This is a genomic window from Ignavibacteriales bacterium, assembly GCA_016709155.1.
In the GTDB taxonomy this organism is placed as follows: domain Bacteria; phylum Bacteroidota; class Ignavibacteria; order Ignavibacteriales; family Ignavibacteriaceae; genus JADJEI01.
Genome location: JADJEI010000003.1, coordinates 1 through 18,655, shown reverse-complemented (window position 1 = coordinate 18,655; position 18,655 = coordinate 1). Strand labels below are relative to the sequence as shown.

11 protein-coding genes, 2 tRNA genes, 2 rRNA genes and 4 pseudogenes are annotated in these 18,655 nt (G+C 37.4%); 12 read left to right on the top strand and 7 right to left on the bottom strand.

All coding sequences use genetic code 11. The features are described 5' to 3' along the window. From pepT to IPH11_10055, 3 genes are all read left to right on the top strand, one after another. Positions 1-1,248 carry a peptidase T gene (gene pepT / locus IPH11_10065; GenBank protein MBK6913975.1) on the top strand — a complete coding sequence of 416 codons (1,248 nt, stop codon included), beginning with the start codon at positions 1-3 and terminating at the stop codon, positions 1,246-1,248. A gap of 88 nt (positions 1,249-1,336) precedes the next feature. Further along, positions 1,337-1,693: a hypothetical protein gene (locus IPH11_10060; protein MBK6913974.1), complete on the top strand. Its 357-nt coding sequence runs from the start codon at positions 1,337-1,339 to the stop codon at positions 1,691-1,693. 12 nt (positions 1,694-1,705) lie between these two features. Beyond that, positions 1,706-2,401 (top strand): U32 family peptidase, encoded by a 696-nt coding sequence (locus IPH11_10055; protein MBK6913973.1) that lies wholly within the window; start codon positions 1,706-1,708, stop codon positions 2,399-2,401. A gap of 212 nt (positions 2,402-2,613) precedes the next feature. Here IPH11_10055 and IPH11_10050 read toward each other — a convergent pair. Both IPH11_10050 and IPH11_10045 read right to left on the bottom strand, forming a co-directional pair. Further along, positions 2,614-3,152: pseudogene (locus IPH11_10050) on the bottom strand (inorganic diphosphatase). Between the two features lie 14 nt (positions 3,153-3,166). After that, positions 3,167-4,465 (bottom strand): annotated as a pseudogene (locus tag IPH11_10045) (sodium:proton antiporter). A 193-nt stretch (positions 4,466-4,658) separates the two neighbouring features. On the opposite strand from IPH11_10045, the gene IPH11_10040 reads away from it, so the two are divergent. The 4 genes and pseudogenes from IPH11_10040 (at position 4,659) to IPH11_10025 (ending at position 9,188) form a co-directional block, all read left to right on the top strand. After that, positions 4,659-6,365, top strand: a complete 1,707-nt coding sequence (locus tag IPH11_10040; GenBank protein MBK6913972.1) for a proline--tRNA ligase — start codon at positions 4,659-4,661, stop codon at positions 6,363-6,365. 15 nt (positions 6,366-6,380) lie between these two features. Beyond that, entirely contained in the window at positions 6,381-7,211 is an 831-nt protein-coding gene (locus IPH11_10035) for a Bro-N domain-containing protein (protein MBK6913971.1), read from the top strand. Between the two features lie 487 nt (positions 7,212-7,698). After that, on the top strand, positions 7,699-8,238 hold the full coding sequence (locus IPH11_10030; protein ID MBK6913970.1) for a hypothetical protein: 540 nt from the start codon (positions 7,699-7,701) through the stop codon (positions 8,236-8,238). A gap of 495 nt (positions 8,239-8,733) precedes the next feature. After that, a pseudogene (locus IPH11_10025) lies at positions 8,734-9,188 on the top strand ((4Fe-4S)-binding protein). Here the strand turns inward: IPH11_10025 and IPH11_10020 are convergent. The 5 genes from IPH11_10020 to IPH11_10000 all read right to left on the bottom strand — a co-directional run bounded on the left by IPH11_10020 (position 9,157) and on the right by IPH11_10000 (position 12,113). Next, the gene (locus tag IPH11_10020) at positions 9,157-9,804 is read right to left on the bottom strand and encodes an NUDIX hydrolase (GenBank protein ID MBK6913969.1); all 648 of its coding nucleotides are present in this window, start codon (positions 9,802-9,804) and stop codon (positions 9,157-9,159) included. The pseudogene IPH11_10025 and the gene IPH11_10020 overlap by 32 nt on opposite strands. 122 nt (positions 9,805-9,926) lie before the next feature. Then, positions 9,927-10,511, bottom strand: a complete 585-nt coding sequence (locus IPH11_10015) for a hypothetical protein (GenBank protein ID MBK6913968.1) — start codon at positions 10,509-10,511, stop codon at positions 9,927-9,929. A gap of 38 nt (positions 10,512-10,549) precedes the next feature. After that, complete coding sequence (locus IPH11_10010; protein ID MBK6913967.1) at positions 10,550-10,786, bottom strand: hypothetical protein; 237 nt, start codon at positions 10,784-10,786, stop codon at positions 10,550-10,552. Between the two features lie 2 nt (positions 10,787-10,788). Beyond that, the gene (locus IPH11_10005) at positions 10,789-11,079 is read right to left on the bottom strand and encodes a hypothetical protein (GenBank protein MBK6913966.1); all 291 of its coding nucleotides are present in this window, start codon (positions 11,077-11,079) and stop codon (positions 10,789-10,791) included. 257 nt (positions 11,080-11,336) lie between these two features. After that, a complete protein-coding gene (locus tag IPH11_10000; protein MBK6913965.1) occupies positions 11,337-12,113 on the bottom strand; it encodes a carbohydrate binding family 9 domain-containing protein in 777 nt (258 codons plus the stop codon). A 168-nt stretch (positions 12,114-12,281) separates the two neighbouring features. Here IPH11_10000 and IPH11_09995 point away from each other — a divergent pair. From IPH11_09995 to IPH11_09975, 5 genes and pseudogenes are all read left to right on the top strand, one after another. Next, positions 12,282-14,330 (top strand): annotated as a pseudogene (locus tag IPH11_09995) (acetate--CoA ligase family protein). 336 nt (positions 14,331-14,666) lie between these two features. Beyond that, a 16S ribosomal RNA gene (locus IPH11_09990) occupies positions 14,667-16,195 on the top strand. Positions 16,196-16,287: 92 nt separating this feature from the next. After that, positions 16,288-16,361: transfer RNA gene (locus IPH11_09985), tRNA-Ile, on the top strand. A gap of 51 nt (positions 16,362-16,412) precedes the next feature. Beyond that, positions 16,413-16,483: transfer RNA gene (locus tag IPH11_09980), tRNA-Ala, on the top strand. Positions 16,484-16,613: 130 nt separating this feature from the next. Continuing rightward, positions 16,614-18,655, top strand: a 23S ribosomal RNA gene (locus IPH11_09975); the annotation flags it as partial.

Sequence of the window (18,655 nt, the reverse complement as noted above, 5' to 3'; positions counted from 1 at the left end):
ATGTTCGATGCAAATTATAAATTCACTTGTGTAGATAGATTTTTAAAGTATGTAAAATACGACACTCAATCAGATGAAGAATCAACTTCATTTCCAAGTTCTGAAAAGCAAAAAATTCTTTCTAAAAATCTTGCGGAAGAATTAAAAGCATTGGGATTAAAAGATGCTCATATGGACGAGTGGGGATATGTAATGGCGACTCTTCCATCCAACACAAATAAAAAAGTTGACCCTATTGCTTTTATTGCTCACGTTGATACTTCTCCTGCTGTAACTGGTTTAAATGTAAATCCTATTATCAGAAAAAATTATCAGGGTGGGGATATTAAACTTGAAAACGGCGGCTGGGTTATTTCTGTTGATGATAATCCTGATCTAAAAAATATGATTGGATACGATATCATTACTACGGATGGCTCTACTTTACTTGGTGCAGATAACAAAGCGGGTGTTTCAGAAATTGTTGATGCAGTTAATTACATGCTTACCCACCCGGAAGTAAAACATGGTGATCTTAAAATATGCTTTACTCCCGATGAAGAAGTTGGAAGAGGAACTGAAAAAATCGATTTGAAAAAACTTGGAGCAAAGTATGCTTATACTATTGATGGATCAAGCAAAGGCGAATTAGAGACAGAAACGTTTTCTGCCGATGCAGTTGTAATAAAATTTTTTGGCAAAAATATTCATCCCGGTTATGCAAAAAATATTATGATAAATTCTATCAAAATAGCTTCTCACTTTATCGATAGTTTGCCGAAAGATACGTTATCACCTGAAACAACTGATGCGCGTGAAGGCTACGTTCATTGCGGATATTTTAATGGCAATGAAGAACTCACTACTTTAAAATTCATCATCCGTGACTTTATAACATCAAAGCTTAAAGACTACGAGGATTTTCTAAAAAAACTTGCGGAGGAAACAGTTGCAAAATACCCCGGCGCAAGAATGGAATTTCAGGTTATTGAGCAGTACAGAAATATGAAAGAAATTTTGGATAAACATCCGCACGTTAATGATTACGCCATTATAGCAATGGAAAGATTAGGAATTAAACCGATTATGCACCCAATCCGCGGCGGTACGGATGGCTCGCGTTTATCTTTTATGGGTTTGCCGACACCAAATATTTTTGCAGGCGAGCATAGTTTCCATTCTCAACTTGAGTGGGTTGCAATTCAGGATATGGAAATGGCAGTTAAAACAATTGTTGAAGTTGCAAAAGTTTGGGAAGAAAAAGCTTAACGCAATAGAACGCAGATAACTCAGATTAGGCAGATCTGCGCTGATCAGCTCAATCTGCGGAATCTGTGTTCTATTCTTTTTAACCTGTATGAATCAGAATCATAGCAAACTATCAACCACCTCAACCAAACCCGAACTTATGGCACCTGCAGGGGATTGGACAATGCTGCGTGCTGCTGTTAGCAATGGTGCGGATGCTGTTTATTTTGGTTTGGATAAACTTAATATGCGTGCAAAGGCTGCAAACTTTACTCTTGATGAACTTTCCAAAGTAGTTTCATTTTGCAAAGAACATAAAGTAAAAACTTATCTTACTCTTAACACAATTGTTTTTGAAGAAGAACTTGCTGAACTTGAAGAAATAATTATTGCAGCCAAACAAAATAAAGTTAATAGAATAATTTGTTCTGATCTTGCCGTTGCTGATTTATGTTATAAACATTAATTTCCATTTTGTATTTCCACGCAAAGCTCAATCTCAAATTCACTTGCTGCTGATGTTTATAAAAGAATGGGGGCAGTAAGAATTGTTATGGCGCGTGAGTGTTCGTTAGCAGAAATAAAAAAAGATTCGTGCAAAACTGATTTAGAGATTGAAGCATTTGTTCACGGTGCAATGTGTATTGCGGTTAGTGGCAGATGTTTTATGAGTCACCATTTATTTGGCAAAAGTGCAAATCGCGGCGAGTGTGTTCAGCCTTGCAGACGAGAATATGAAGTGATTGATTCTGCAACTGATAAATCACTTATCATTGGCGAAGATTATGTGATGTCACCAAAAGATTTATGCACAATTGAATTTATTGATCAGTTAATTGAAGCCGGAATAAATTCATTTAAAATTGAAGGAAGAAAAAGATCGCCGGAATATGTTGCTAAGTCAGTTTCAATTTACAGGCAGGCGATAGATCTTTATTTTGAGGGGGGATTGAATGAAGTGAAGAAAAAAGAATTTCTTGGCGAACTTGAAAAAGTTTATAACCGTGGTTTCTCCTCTGGATTTTATTTCGGGATTCCTTCATCAGAGGAGTACGCTGGAGTTAATGGAAGTAAAGCAACCACAAGAAAAGTTTATGTGGGCAAAGTCCTAATTATTTTCAAGAACCGCAAGTTGCTCATCATTTTTTTTAGAATCAGGCGAGATAAAAATTGAAGATAAACTTTTAATTATCGGTGAAACAACCGGAGTGATTGAAATTATTTTAGGAAGGATGATTGTAAATGATAAAGATCAATCATCTGCAAAAAGAGGAGATGAAATAACTTTAAAAATTCCTTCTCTTGTTAGACGAAATGATAAAGTTTATTTGATTGAAAATATTGTAGAAACGTAGCTTATACACCTCTACTTTATTAAACTATCTTTCATCTTCTCATATAAAGCCCAATTGCCTCATAAACGATTTTATAGGCATCTTCCTCTCCAAGAAACTGTTCAACAATAACCTGTTTGTGCTCTAATTTTTTTATAATCCTCAAAAAATCTTCTTAACTCAACAACTGTGTGCGGCGGCAGTTCTGAAATATCATTTATGTAATTAACTGCCATATCATTATTTGCCACGGCAACAATTTTATCATCCTGCTCGTTATCATCAATCATGTTGCATAACCCCGATAACTTTTGCTTCGATAATACAAAGCGGATCAACATCAATTGAACAGATTATAAGAATATCCAATGGATCTTTATCATCACAATATGTTTGTGGAATAAATCCATAGTTAGCAGGATAATGAACTGATGAATAAAGTACGCGATCTAATCTTAATAATCCGCTTTCTTTATCAAGTTCATATTTACCTTTTGAACCTTTAGGTATTTCTATTATTCCGTTTACAGTTTTTGGTATATCTTTACCAGGGCTAACATTATGCCAGGGGTGAAATGGTTTTGAATACATCTTTTCTTTTCTTTTTAAATAAAAAGTAATTGAACTAAAATAAAAATTGGTAAAAGCACTACTATTGAAAACTTAAACATATAACTGAAAAAATCGGGCATCTTAATATTATTCTCTTCCGCAACAGCTTTAACCATAAAGTTTGGGCCATTGCCAATATATGTCATCGAACCAAAAAATACTGCTGCTGTCGATATAGCTTTTAATAATAATTCTGGAATTCCTGCCACTAAAGTTCCCTCAGTAATTCCAAGTCCTAAAGCAAGGGAATGAAACGTTACAGCGGTTGGAGTGTTATCAAGAAAGCTGCTGAGTAATCCTGTGTAATAATAAAATTGACTTACTGTCTCAACACCAAGTTGTTTTGCATTAGATTCAAGATATAAAGACAGGGTACCATCGTTATAAATATTCCGAAAATAAATATGCAACTTCTTCAATCGGATGCCAGGTAAAGTTGTTTGATGCGCGTAAAAGTTTTGGAGTGAACTGCATTGATAAAAATGCCATCAAAACAATTACAGCCTCTCTTATAAACTTGAAGTAAGGATTAATATTGATAAAAGAAAGATATTGTTCATTAAGAAAGGCGACCGCCAAAACTACTCCAATCAAGAAAATAAAATTTCTTTTGCCTTCAATCTTTATCGGTCTGATGTTGGATTCATCTCTCGTTATTGCTGATTCAGGTTCTTTCTTGTAATAATAAGTATCAACAAAAAAATAGATTATTAATAGCAGTGCATTTGTAACAAACCATTCAGGTGCTAAATGGAAAAACCATGTAAATGGCGCACCTCGCAGATACATCATAAATAATGGCGGATCCCCAAGTGGAGTTAATAAGCCCCCGCAGTTAGCCACTACTGCAATAAAAAATAAAATTGTATGGACTTTAAAAGTTCTCTCTTTATTCGTTTGAATTACCGGACGAATTAATAACATTGCAGCACCGGTTGTTCCCATTAGTGACGCAAGTACCGCACCAATTCCTAAAAAGAGAGTGTTGATTTTAGGTTTAGCTTCTATGTCTCCTGTTAAAAGAATTCCGCCTGTTATTGTAAAAAGTGCACCAAGCAATATTAAAAACGGCACATAATCAAAAAGCATCGTATGAATTAACTGATGAAAAAAATTATTTGCCAGTAAATAGATGATTACCGGAATACTGAGTACTATTGCAACATAAAGTTTATTTTTATTTTTTCCCAAAAGTGATTCCAGAACAAAGGGAGAACAGCAATTGATAAAAGCATTAAAATAAAAGGTAATAAGCTTAGAAGGGGTATTTCAACCTGAGCAGAATGTTCCATAAAATACTTTCAATAATTTTATAATTGTTAAAATCTACAAGGGTGAACTTAAAGAATTTACAATCAAAATTATATCTTAGACATAAAGATTTTATTCATTTAATTAAAATTTAACCAACTTTGATAAGCCTTTTCAAATCAGTATTTTTCCAATCAAAATTTCCATCATACAAATTAAAACGAAAAATATTCAATGAGATTATCAAAATCTTTTGTCCCCACCCTAAAAGAAGTTCCAAACGATGCAGTTGTTATAAGCCATATTTTAATGCTTCGTTCTGGAATGGTTAGAATGTTATCAGCGGGCATTTATTCATTCCTTCCACTTGGCTATAAAGTTATGAGAAAAGTAAGTGAAATTATCCGAGAAGAAATGAATGCAATCGGCGGCCAGGAATTTCACTTGCCTGCACTTAATCCAACAGAAATTTGGGAAGAAACAAATCGTGTTGCAGCATTTGGTGATACAATGTTTCATCTGAAAAATCGCGAATATGTCCTTGCACCAACTCACGAAGAGATTATGACTTTTCACGCACGCAATGTTCTTAAGTCTTATAAAGATATGCCGCAAATCTGGTATCAGATACAAACGAAATTTAGAAACGAACCAAGACCAAGAAGTGGAGTGATTCGCGGAAGACAATTTTTAATGAAAGATGCTTACAGTTTTGATACAAGCTGGGAAGGATTAGATAAATCTTACGAACTGCACGATAGCGCATATAGAAAAATATTTGATCTATGCGGATTGAAATATTTTGTAGTCGGCGCATCAAGTGGCGCGATGGGCGGAACAGGATCGGAAGAGTTTATGGTTAAATCTGTTGCCGGCGAAGATACGGTTGCTTATTGTGAAGCTTGCGGCTACGCTGCCAATGTTGAAGTTGCTGAATCAAGAATTAGTGCGATTGAAAGAGATGCTGATAGTAAAACTATTTATGAAATTTCAACACCGAACGTTCATTCTATTGATGAGCTTTGTGAGTTCTTAAAAATAGAAGAAACACAATGTGCAAAATCAAGAATTTATATTCATAACGATAAACCAGTTTTAATTTTAATGCTTGGTAATGATGAAGTTAACGAAACTAAGTTGGAAAAAGCTCTTGGCGGAAATGTTCGTCCTGCTCATCCGGAAGAATTGAAAGATATTTCCGGTGCAGATGCAGGTTCAATTGGTCCTGTTGGATTTTCCCATAGGGATGGCAAGCCAAGTGGAAGAATAATTGCAGATAATCGTTTGAAAGATGCAAACAATATGTTCAGCGGTGCAAATAAAAATGATTATCATATTGGCGGAATTGATTTTAAACGTGATGTTTCAACAGTTGAGTATGCTGATTTTAGAACTGTAAAATCAGGTGAAGGCTGCCCAAGATGTGAAAAGCATCTTGAAGTTTTTCCTGCTATAGAACTTGGACATATTTTTAAACTCGGTACAAAATATTCTGAAGCAATGGGCGCAAATTTTCTTGATGAAAACGGAAAAGAACACCCGATAATTATGGGAAGTTACGGAATTGGTGTTGAGCGTGTAATGGCTTGTTATATTGAACAAAACCACGACGCCAATGGAATTGTTTGGAATAAACTACTCGCACCATTTCAAGTTCACTTGCTTGGTTTGAATTTGAAGAAGCCTGAAATTGTTAATACTTGTGAAAATATTTACAAAGATTTGAGAGAACAAGGAATAGAAGTGTTGTTTGATGATCGTGATGTTACAGCAGGATTTAAATTTAATGATGCTGATTTACTCGGAATGCCGATTCAAGTTGTAGTTGGCGAGAAGAAACTAAAAGAAAATAAATGCGAAGTTAAAATCAGAAAAACCGGCGAGCGTTTTGATGTTGAGCTAAGCAAATTGATTAACAAGGTTAAGGAGTTGTTGGGATAATAATACTTGGGAGTAATGATGGACGAAACAAAAATTGTAATCTTTAAGAATCAGCAAATCAGAAAAACCTTTTATAATAACGAATGGTGGTTTTCTGTTGTTGATGTAATCCTTGCGTTAACTGATAGCCTTAACCCAAGAGATTATTGGTTCAAAATGAAATTACGAGTCAAAGATGAAGATGAAATTGAACTGTCGACAATTTGTCGACAGTTGAAATTAAAAGCATCTGATGGAAAAATGAGGACAACAGATTGTGCAAATACAGAAGGAATTTTTCGAATAATCCAATCAATTCCATCCCCTAAAGCTGAGCCATTCAAAAGATGGCTGGCAAAGGTTGGATATGAAAGAGTTCAGGAAATTGAGAATCCTGAATTAGCATCTAAAAGAACAAGAATGCTTTACAAACTTAAAGGATACTCTGAAGATTGGATTGAAAAAAGAATGCGCGGCATTGCAATTCGCGAAGAATTAACTGATGAATGGCAAAAGCGTGGAGCAAAAGAAAATAAAGACTATGAAATTTTAACAGCAGAAATATCTAAAGCCACATTTGGAGTAACGCCCGCCCAATATAAAAAACTAAAGAAATTGAAAAGAGAAAATCTTCGTGATCACATGGATGACTTTGAACTTATTTTTACAATGCTTGGTGAACGATCAACTACAGAGATACATCGTACAGAAGATTCAAAAGGAGTTCCAAAATTAAAATCTGATGCAAAAGCCGGAGGAAAAATCGCTGGCGATGCAAGAAAACAATTAGAGAAAAAACTTGGACATTCTGTTGTTTCTCCAAAGAATTTTCTAAAAAATCCTGAGAGCAAAAAAATATCAAATTAGAATATTCGATGTTAATACAGCACAACGCTTTTCTGTTGATTTGAGTAATGTGATAAGTCAGGTTAGGGAGTTGTTGGGATAATTTTTTAAGCAAAGATGCATTTCGATGCGTCTCTACAATTTTAATGTTGTTCGTCTTTTTTCTAACAACTCCAAATACTTTTCTTCATATAATTTGAAAACAACAAACATATAATGCCGCTGCAAAACGAAATAGAAAATAATTTTAGATCGCAATTGATAGGTAAAATAGTTAATTAAAGAGGCTTTCCTTTTTATGATTATTCATTCTATATTTGCAAAGTACTTAAGTTATTCTACTAAAACGTTAATGAGTTAGATGTTTTAGGAATATTAGAATAAAAAAAATTAAACAAAATCAAATAGACGTTTTCAAATCTAAGTCGAATTCAAACCTATAAATTCATCATAAAAAATTAGCCAATAAACAAATAAATAGCATTCAAACATTTCAGGGAACTCACTAATGCTCAATAAATGGTCGGAAGAAGAAATAAAAATCCTTAAAAGATTATATAGTAAAAAAGGTGCAAAACCCGTGGCAAAATTATTAGGCAGAAAACCCGATAATGTTATGGCAAAGGCGGCAAAACTTGGTATTCGGTTTAGTAAAGTGCGACCTTGGGAAAAATGGGAGGACAATTATTTAATAAGGCATTACGCCGATCGGAAAAATTTATCCATTTCTCATACTCTTCGTCGAAGTATTCCTTCAATTATGAACAGAGCAAAATTTTTAAACCTGAGTGCAGTAAAATCACCATCGTGGACAGAGGAAGAAAAAAATATTTTACGTGAATTATATTCGGATAGAAAAAATGCACTTGAGTCTATTTCGGAAAAATTGAATAGATCTAAATACGCGGTTCTATTACAGGCGCAAGTGCTTGGAATAAACAGACCAAGACATGATCATGAATGGACTAAGGAAGAAATTGATTATTTGAAGCAGAACTATCAAACAAAGTCGTATGGAGAAATTGCTTCGGAACTTGGGCACTCATAGTGCGGTGTCTCATCAAGCAAATAGGCAGGGGTTGAAGCTGCGGGATAAAGGCAGACTCATGGACAAAAGAGGATCAGGATTTTGTAATACGTAATTATAAAAATCCCTACCAAAGAAATTGCACGCCAATTAGGTCGAAGCATAAATGCAATTATCACAATAGTTGGGCCGCTCGGAGTTAGTGCGGGCAGAAGTCGTCCCTGGACTGAAGAGGAATTTCAAATTATGAGAGAAAATTACGGACGAATTCCACTTCAGGAATTAGCCGGCAAAGTTAATCGAAGTACACAAGCTGTTAGCGCAGTCGCCATTAAATTAGGGCTTACAAAGAAAAGAAAAATCTCTAGCATGTAATTTGTAAAATTAAAATGCATTTCTGTGATTATAACTGAAAAAATGCTAATGTTCTTTTCAATAAAAAAACAATATTTCCAAATTAAAAAATGAATGCCTGACATAGCAGATAATAGCACGATCTTAAATTTTAACAAACAAATGGATATAAAAAAAGAGTACTCAAATGGAGAAATAACGATATTGTGGCAAGCATCAAAATGCCAGCATTCCGCTAATTGCATTCATGGGCTGCCAAAAGTTTTTAACTCAACTCAATCACCGTGGATAAATATTTTTGGTGCAAGCACAGATCAAATTTTGGAAACTGTCAATAAATGTCCGTCAGGTGCATTAACTGTCAAAGAGGTATTAAAGTCAGAAAGCGAATTAAAGCGGGGGGATGCAATTCAAATTGTAGTTTCAGAAAATGGTCCAATAAATATTAAGGGAAATTTTGACATATTTGACTCTCGTGGAAATAAAGTGAAGTCAAGAGGCAGTGTTTCACTTTGCCGATGTGGGGATCCGCAAGCAAACCATTTTGCGACGGCACACACAAAAAAATAATTTTCAAGGTTAGAGTTAGTCGAAAAAAGTCATTCTGTTCGGATTAGATAAATGTTTTAATAATTCATCAATGTGTTTGTGATTAGTTCGATTTTGTGAAAAGGGGGGAAGGTTATCGAATGGAAAAAATTTTGCTTCAAGAGTTTCCTCGCTGTCTGTCGCCTCTCCACCGATCAATTCGCACAAAAAAATAATTTTGAATGCATGAAAAAATTCCAATGGTCTGCCCGATCTATTTGCATCGAACACGCCAATTATTTTTTTTGGCTGTACATCAAATCCACTTTCTTCTTTTGTCTCCCTGATTGCAACTTCGGAAGGTAAATCACCAACATCAGCCCAGCCGCCGGGCATCGCCCAACAATTATCCGCTCGTTCCTGCACTAATAGTATTCGATTTTGGTTAATCACAGCAGCACGAACATCAATTTTAGGAGTTGCATAACCCGGATGTGATAGAAATATTTTTGCTAATTCGGTAGATTCAGCTTCGCAATGGAGCGAAATAATTTCAGCGGCTATTTCTGTTAAACGATTGTATCGCTCCGTTTCATATTTCGTTTGTGCAAATGCAAGCCCTGTTTGAGAAAGTGTCTGAATTTCTCTAGCCCATTTTAACCAAGGTGGTAAGTTCTTTTCGTCTGAATTATTTTTGTTACTCATATTGATATTCATTATAAAAGAAGACTTCTTAGTAATTAAAAATTTACTCTTTAAAATAGAAATTCCTTAGAATAGAAAAATGATTCTAAGGAATTTTATGTGTTGAGGTAAATGAGAAAAAATTAAAAGTAATAAAGGTATTTTATTTTAATTACTGCTGCTCTATCTGTTACATGCAATTTTAAGGGAAGAGAATTTCCCTGAATGTCGAATTGGAGGCTTCGATCTCTAAATTCATTAAATGCAAAATAAATCCAACTTTTAGGTGAAAAATTATAAGAGAATAACAAACCGAAAATTATACTTTCTAATTTATCTGTTGATCTTACATAAACGTTATCAACATAAATCCTCAAACTAAAATTGTTAAATGGGGTTAGAGCTGCATAAGGGCGCATATTGTAAGTAACATCTTCCACCAACCCTTCTGGATTGCCTTCAACATAAACATTAATATCCGAACCGAGGTTCAAAACATTTAAAGCGTCCCAGGCTATCGAAGCTCCGGTGAAAGCATAGAAGGCGAGATAATCACGTGAGAAGTTATAGGTTTTTGAATATCCCCCCCACAGATTCCCATTCCACACAGGTGAAATATTATACCAGCTGCTAATATTTAAATCGTAAGATGAAAAAGTTTTTCCAGCATCTTTAGTTTTACCTTTCCCGAAAGTTATTTCATATCCCCAGTTGTCTCGAAGCTGCATATTGAATCCTATAACAGCCTGCAAATCAGTGTATGCGTCTATTTTTTCGTAGTTTCCTGCGATACCGCCATAAAGAAGTATTTGTCTAATGTAACCATCATCAAAATACCACGATGGACCTGAGATGCCAGCGAATTCAGTCGTCCTTGCCAGGGCACAAAACCGACTTCATTAATATCAAAGTTATTTCCAACGTACCGAATACGAGCAAGGTTCAACCAATTTTCACCAAACATTGTAAATCCCGCAGAGCCGGCAAAATCACCCTTGATCATTTTTAATGGATCGGGCGTTGATAGGCAAGCTGCCAGGTCGATTCTCTGAATGCGCCGTCAATATCAATAACTCCATAGATATTATCTTGATTCTTTTTCCCAACAAATAAAACTCCAATTGTTGAGTTTTGAAAAATTTGTTTTTTGATTCTTGCCGAACCAAATATTGACTTTGGTTCGGTAATGTTTTGTCCTTCAATTGAATAATCCGTTTCGCCTGTCATTGAAACAAACCCGCCGTACTCCCAATCACCAAACCGTCCAAACGCTTTTGTGCCAAAGGTTAAAGGCACCTCTTTCCCCCGGAAGTTTTTTTGCCTATTCGTCTCGAATAAAAAGTTCGAGGGGCGGTAGAAACCGGTGTTATTTTGTCTTCCGGATGCATTGAAAACTTCACTGCCTTCGGTAAAAAAAAGGTCGGCGCTCGCTAAAAAAGTTTCATACCGGGAAATATTAAATGTAAACGGATCAGCTTCAATCTGTGCAAAATCAGGATTGACAGTTAATAAAAATTTTAATTTTTGTGATGGATTATAAAGTACATCAAGCCCTATATCAGGATCGAAATCGTATTTTCATTTCCAATATAATTTAGCTTCCCAATTGCAACAGGATAAATTTCAAGATTTAATCCTTTTACCTGAGGTTTAAAATCGTTTAGAAGCAGAGTTCCAAACTTGGAAATTCTTTGACCTTCATTCTGTTCGTACTCACACCAGTATATATCTTCAGAATTGTAACCGAACCAGCGGTCGAAATCTATACCCCATTCAGTTAAAGTTTCATCATACTGTATAGATTTGTAAGGAATTTGAATTTCAACAACATAGCCCCAATCATAAATTTTTGATTCGGCGAACCAGATACCATCCCAGCTATAGTCGCGATTTCTTGCATCATCGAGCAGCCGGGAATCTGCTCGTCCACCTGAAGCAGTAACAGCAAATTTATATGCGGTTTTATTATCTCCAAATGTGTCGAGCATTATAGATACAATATCTCCGCTGAATTGGTCAAGCATACCTGTTGTTTGTTGAATTTTTCCCAACTCTTCGAAACAAATCATCAAACAATATAGTGCATCATTTGTCGTTAGAACCTTGGCTACAGTTTTAACCGAAGGAGTTTGGTTGAAGTATGGCTGCAACTGAAAAAAGTTGATTGCCGAATCGGCTTGACCCCAAATTGGATCAATCACCCCATCAATTAATATATCTTCATCAACTGTGTGAAGGTTTACTGCTTTGTCTAAATTTGGAGTAACAATTTGTGCTTTTGAAAATGAATAGATGAAAATGAAAACCAGTAAGACTGAAAAAAAATTCATAATTGTTGACGATTCTTTGTTTTTAATTAAGACTAACGAAATATTAAAATAGTTACTATGAGTAAAAAATAATTCTGTAGGAAAGGTTAAAAATATTTTTTAGTGGTTAATTATAATTGATTTAATTGTTTCTATTAAGTTTGTTTATAAAAAATAAAGGGAAAATGTATGTCCAGTTTGTTCGATTCTTTTTTCTAACCTAAATCAATTTGCATCGTGGGTGCATCTTCAAAACCTAAAAGCCTTGGTTACGAATTAACAAAATCAGTCAAACAATATGGATATACGGGTGATCTTGCGCTTGTAAATCCTAAAACAGAGGAAATTCTTGGCTACAGATGTTATCCAACGATAAGAGATATAAACTATCGAATTGATCTTGCAATTGTAATGGTGCCAAAACAATTTGTTGAAGAAACACTAAAAGAACTAATCAGAAAAAAAATTGAGGCAATCATTCTTATTACGGCTGGATTTAAAGAAACAGGGGAGGCTGGTGCGAAGCCGAGAAGAGAATTCTAAAATTTATACGAGAATCCAAAGCAAGAATGGTTGGTCCAAATTGTATGGGAATTATTAATGCGCTTCCATCAATTAAAATGAATGCAACATTTGTTGCTGAAGAACCACAAAAAGGGACTATGGCTTTTTGTTCGCAAAGTGGAGCCATTGGCGCCGCAGTACTAAATTCATTGCGCGAAACTGATATTCGATTTGGACAATTTATAAGCGTTGGTAACAAAGCTGATATAAATGAAAATGATCTTTTAGAATACTGGCAGAACTGTAAAGATGTAAGTGTGATAACTTATTACTTAGAAAGTTTTGTTGATGGCGAGAAGTTCATTAAATATTTTATTGAAGATAAAATTATAAAACCGGTTATTGTTCTTAAGGGGGGAGAACTTGAGTGGAATAAAGCCGCCTCATCACACACAGGCGCTCTTGGCAGCAGTGACAAGGTGGTTGATGCAATCTTAACTCAGTTTGGAATTATTCGCGCGGATGATTTAAATGATATGTTTAACAGTGCTAAAGGATTTGAAGATTTTCCAGCACCGAGAGGAAATCGTGTTGCAGTAGTTACGAATGCCGGGGGACCAGCAATTCTAACAGTTGATACACTTGAAAAAAACAATCTTGCACTTGCGGAACTATCCCCAGAAACAAAAAGAAAGCTAAGGGATATCGTTCATCGTGAAGGGAGTGTAAATAATCCTGTTGATTTACTCCCAGGCGGTAGCGCTGAACAGTTTAAAGCTGTAAACGAAATTCTTATAGGGATAAAAATGTGGATACGGTAATTTCAGTTTTTGTTGAACCAATAATGGTTAAAGCCCTTTCAGTTATTGAAGAGATCAATGACATTAAATCTGAAAAACCAATTTTTCAGGTTGTAATGCCGTTACCAGAATTTTGGCAGGAGTACCGAACCGAATCAAAATCAAAGCGACCTTTATTTAAGAGACCCGAAGATCCGGCGGTTGTTATTAATAATTTGTTAAAGTTTCAAAATAAAAAATTAAATAATGGTAGAATTAAAAAAGATGCTCGAACAAAAAATTTTAAGTTAAATAAAAAGCTGGGAAGGCTTTTATCCAATAGCGAGATAGCAGAATTGTGTGAGTATTATAAGCTGCCATTAATCAACAATGAAATATTAAGTTTTGAGGACCTGAAGAATAAAGATTTTAACTTCCCTATAGTGATAAAAGCAATTGGTGATAAAATAATCCATAAAACTGAATTGAATGGTGTTGAATTAAACATTAAGACGAAGTCAGAATTAATAAAAACAGCGGAAAAAATGATAATGAATTTTCATTCAAAAAATATCCCGATTAATTTATTTCTCATTCAACCTTTTTGATAACAAAGTTTGAACTATTAATCGGAGCATTTCGAGATTTAAGCTTCGGTCCAATGATAATGTTCGGCTCTGGCGGTAAATATGTTGAATACATTGATGATACAGTAATGCGCTCTGCCTATTTAACCGATAATGACATTTATGAAATGATTAACTCAACACAGATTGGTAAAATAATTCAAGGTGTGCGAGGAGAAGAACCAGCCGATATGGATGCAATAAAATCTGCGATAAAAATCTTGCTCAAATGATGGTCAATCACGGAAATAACAGAAGTGGACTTGAATCCTTTACTTATTACCTCAGATAATAAAATCTTTGCTGTGGATGTAAGGGTTAAGTGTTAAATTAAATCAAAAACATAAATTTTACGTTAACAACTTTTAGGATATAAAACTCGATTTATAAAATGAAAACAACTTCATCGAAAGATTTATTTTAAAACTACTTGACTTTAATATTCAAAAGTCTATTTTTGTAAGTCTATTTTATAATAGTTCTTAAAAATTTGAAGCATTAATGTATGATAAAATTTAATTACTTATTGACTTTCAGTGAGTAATATCCTACATTTGTAACCCAATTTTTATTAAATGTTCTTTGAAAGAGTGAGTGCGTTTAACCAGTCAGTTAAACGGTTTCAATAAGCGAACAAAAGCCAAGATTACATAAAATTAAACTCTACAACGGAGAGTTTTGATCCTGGCTCAGGACGAACGCTGGCGGCGTGCTTAACACATCAAGTCTACGAGAATAAGATAGCAATATCTTTAGTAAAGTGGCGCACGGGTGCGTAACACGTAAGCAATCTACCTTTAGGTATAGAATAACTCCGAGAAATCGGGGCTAATACTGTATGATGCAGCGGCATCGCATGATGATGTTGTTAAAGTTGCAGCAATGTAACGCCTATAGATGAGCTTGCGTCTGATTAGCTTGTTGGTGAGGTAACGGCTTACCAAGGCTACGATCAGTAGCTGGTCTGAGAGGATGATCAGCCACACTGGAACTGAGACACGGTCTGGACTCCTACGGGAGGCAGCAGGAGGAATATTGGGCAATGCCCGCAAGGTGACCCAGCAACGCCGCGTGGAGGATGAATGCCGTAAGGTTGTAAACTCCTGTTAGGGGGACGAAATATTCCAGCTTCGTAAGGATCTGAATTTGACTGTACCCTCAGAGAAAGCCCGCTAACTACGTGCCAGCAGCCGCGGTAATACGTAGGGGGCAAGCGTTGTCCGGATTCACTGGGTGTAAAGGGCGCGCAGGCGGGTTAATAAGTCAGAGGTGAAATCCTACAGCTCAACTGTAGAACTGCCTTTGATACTGTTAATCTTGAGTTCGGAAGAGAGAGACGGAATTCCAGGTGTAGTGGTGAAATACGTAGATATCTGGAAGAACACCAGTATGGAAGGCGTCTCTTGGTCCGATACTGACGCTCAGGCGCGAAAGCGTGGGTAGCAAACAGGATTAGATACCCTGGTAATCCACGCTGAAACTATGAATACTAGGTGTTAGTCCATTGGGATCAGTGCCGCAGCTAACGCATTAAGTATTCCACCTGGGAGTACGATCGCAAGGTTGAAACTCAAAGGAATTGACGGGGCCCGCGCAAGCAGTGGAGCATGTGGTTTAATTCGATGCAACGCGAAAGAACCTTACCTAGGCTTGAAACGCAAGTGACAGGGTATGAAAGTACCCCTCCAGCAATGGCACTTGTAAAGGTGCTGCTATAGCTGTCGTCAGCTCGTGCCGTGAGGTGTTGGGTTAAGTCCCGCAACGGGCGCAACCCTTACTATTGGTTGCCATCAGGTAATGCTGAGCACTCCTAATAGGACTGCCACGCAAGTAGTGAGGAAGTGGGGATGACGTCAAGTCCGTATGGCCCACGCCTAGGGCTACACACGTGCTACAATGGATGTTACAATGGGTAGCGAAACCGCAAGGTGGAGCCAATCCACTAAAGGCATCCCCAGTTCGGATTGGAGTCTGCAACTCGACTCCATAAAGTTGGAATTGCTAGTAATCGCGGATCAGCACGCCGCGGTGAATACGTTCCCGGGCCTTGTACACACCGCCCGTCAAGCCATGGGCCGGGAGTACCCAAAGCCAGTATCCTAACCGCAAGGGGAACTGTTTAAGGTAAAACCGGTGACTAGGCAAGTCGTAACAAGGTAGCCGTACCGGAAGGTGCGGCTGGATCACCTCCTTTCTAAGAGTAATCAGAACTGTTTTCTGACTGCAACACACTCACTCTTCTTTGTTTCCCGAGCCTATTATGGCTTTTAGTTCTCTTTAGAACCTGGGCCTGTAGCTCAGATGGTTGGAGCGCACGCCTGATAAGCGTGAGGTCAGTAGTTCAACTCTACTCAGGCCCACTTCGGGTGAAACTGCTCTAATATGGTCAATCCCCAAAATCATTTAATTTTGGGGCTATAGCTCAATTGGAGAGCGCCGCCCTTGCAAGGCGAGGTTATCGGTTCGATCCCGATTAGCTCCACAACAAGTTTTGTTCTTTTTATTTGAACAATGTTCTTTGAAAGTATGGTAGAGTAAAAACAAATGGATTATCCAAATGTTTTACTGAGTCTAATAACAAAAGCACAAATTTATCTGTGTATAAAAATTTTGATTAAGTTACTAAGGGCATACGGTGGATGCCTTGGTACGAGAAGTCTATGAAGGACGCGACTACCTGCGATATGCCACGGACAGGCGGAAATAGCCTAAGACCCGTGGATCTCTCGAATGGGATAACCCGTCTCGAGTAATGTCGGGACATCCGCAACTGAATTCATAGGTTGTGTGAAGACAGCCCAGGGAACTGAAACATCTAAGTACCTGGTGGAAAATAAAGCAATAGCGATTTCCTAGTAGTGGCGAGCGAAAAGGAATGGGTCTAAACCGTCTAACATGTAAAGGAAGTAACCGTTGTGTTAGCGGTGTCGCGGAGCATTTTTAGGCTGAATTACTAATAGGCCGGAGAGTTACAAATTGTATTATTAGCTGAATATTTTGGAAAGTTTAACCATGAAGGTGATAGTCCTGTAAGCAAAAATAGTACAACTCTTTGAAAAGTGTTCCCAAGTGCCTACGAAGTAGAGGTGGAATTTTGTGGGAATCCGGGAGAACCATCTCCTAAGACTAAATACTCTCTCGTAACCGATAGCGAATAAGTACCGTGAGGGAAAGGTGAAAGCACTCCTAGCCGGAGAGTGAAATAGTACCTGAAACCGTATGCTTACAAGCAGTTGGAGTCCCGATTTATCGGGATGACAGCGTGCCTTCTGGATAATGAGCCAACGAGTTACTCGTACGTTGCCAGGTTAAGTTTTTAAAAACGGAGCTGAAGCGAAAGCAAGTCCTAATCGGGCGACTAAGTAACGTGCGGTAGACGCGAAACCGTGTGATCTACCCTTGTCCAGGATGAAGCCCCGGTAAAACGGGGTGGAGGTCCGAACTAATGTGGGTTGAAAACCGCTTGGATGAGGTAGGGAGTAGGGGTGAAAGGCCAACCAAACTCGGAAATAGCTCGTATTCCTCGGAAATAGCTTTAGGGCTAGCCTCGAGTTATAGTGTAGCGGAGGTAGAGCACTGATTGGGCTAGGGCCGTCACAACGGTACCAAACCCAGACAAACTCGAATTCCGTTTATGTTTCTCGGAGTCAGGCAGTGGGGGATAAGCTTCATTGCCAAAAGGAAACAACCCAGATCATCAACTAAGCCCTAAATAGTAGTTAACAGAGAAAGGATGTTGAGTTGCTTAGACAACTAGGATGTTGGCTTAGAAGCAGCCATACATTCAAAGAGTGCGTAATAGCTCACTAGTCTAGCGACTCGGCGTCGACAATGTACGGGACTTAAACTACTTGCCGAAGTTATGGCCCCGCTTTGCGGGGGGTAGAGGAACATTCTATTTGCATTGAAGGTGTGGTGCGAGCCATGCTGGAGCGAATAGAAAAGCAAATGTTGGCATAAGTAACGATAATGCCGATGAAAAATCGGCACACCGAAAATCTAAGGTTTCTGAGCAATGTTAATCATCTCCAGGGTTAGTCGATCCCTAAGCCGAGGCTGAAGAGGCGTAGGTGATGGAAAACCAGGTTAATATTCCTGTACCTGGTGTGTAGCGACTAAGAATTGTAAGGAGTGACGCAGAAGTGAAGACCAGCCGCCTGTTGGATTAGGTGGTCTAAGCGCGTGGGTTGAAGATGCGGGCAAATCCGTATCTTCTTAAGACCGAGACGCAAAATGGGAGTCCCTAGGACACAGAATGGTCGTAAGCATACTGCCGAGAAAATCTTCGTACAAGAGTTGCATATCAGATCGTTACCGCAAACCGACACAGGTAGATAGGATGAATATTCTAAAGGTGCTCGAGTGAGCCGTGGTTAAGGAACTCGGCAAATTGACCCCGTAACTGGGATAAGGGGTGCCTTTAGTAAGTAATGCTGTACAAGCAAAGCTGAATAAGGCCACAGTAAATGCCTCCAAGCGACAATGGAATAAAAACACATGTCTCTGCGAAGTCAATCAAGACGATGTATAGGGACTGACACCTGCCTCGGTGCTGGAAGCGTTAAAGAGGAGATGTTATCGCAAGAGAAGCATTGAATCGAAGCCCCAGTAAACGGCGGCCGTAACTATAACGTCCTAAGGTAGCGAAATTCCT

Excerpts from the sequence above, each read along its gene's own strand:
- IPH11_10040 (MBK6913972.1), top strand. The coding sequence starts at position 4,659 with ATGAGATTATCAAAATCTTTTGTCCCCACCCTAAAAGAAGTTCCAAAC.
- IPH11_10000 (MBK6913965.1), bottom strand. The coding sequence starts at position 12,113 with ATGAATTTTTTTTCAGTCTTACTGGTTTTCATTTTCATCTATTCATTT.
- IPH11_10030 (MBK6913970.1), top strand. The coding sequence starts at position 7,699 with ATGCTCAATAAATGGTCGGAAGAAGAAATAAAAATCCTTAAAAGATTA.
- IPH11_10060 (MBK6913974.1), top strand. The coding sequence starts at position 1,337 with ATGAATCAGAATCATAGCAAACTATCAACCACCTCAACCAAACCCGAA.
- IPH11_10035 (MBK6913971.1), top strand. The coding sequence starts at position 6,381 with ATGATGGACGAAACAAAAATTGTAATCTTTAAGAATCAGCAAATCAGA.
- pepT (MBK6913975.1), top strand. The coding sequence starts at position 1 with ATGTTCGATGCAAATTATAAATTCACTTGTGTAGATAGATTTTTAAAG.
- IPH11_10020 (MBK6913969.1), bottom strand. The coding sequence starts at position 9,804 with ATGAGTAACAAAAATAATTCAGACGAAAAGAACTTACCACCTTGGTTA.
- IPH11_10010 (MBK6913967.1), bottom strand. The coding sequence starts at position 10,786 with ATGATCAAGGGTGATTTTGCCGGCTCTGCGGGATTTACAATGTTTGGT.
- IPH11_10015 (MBK6913968.1), bottom strand. The coding sequence starts at position 10,511 with ATGCAGCTTCGAGACAACTGGGGATATGAAATAACTTTCGGGAAAGGT.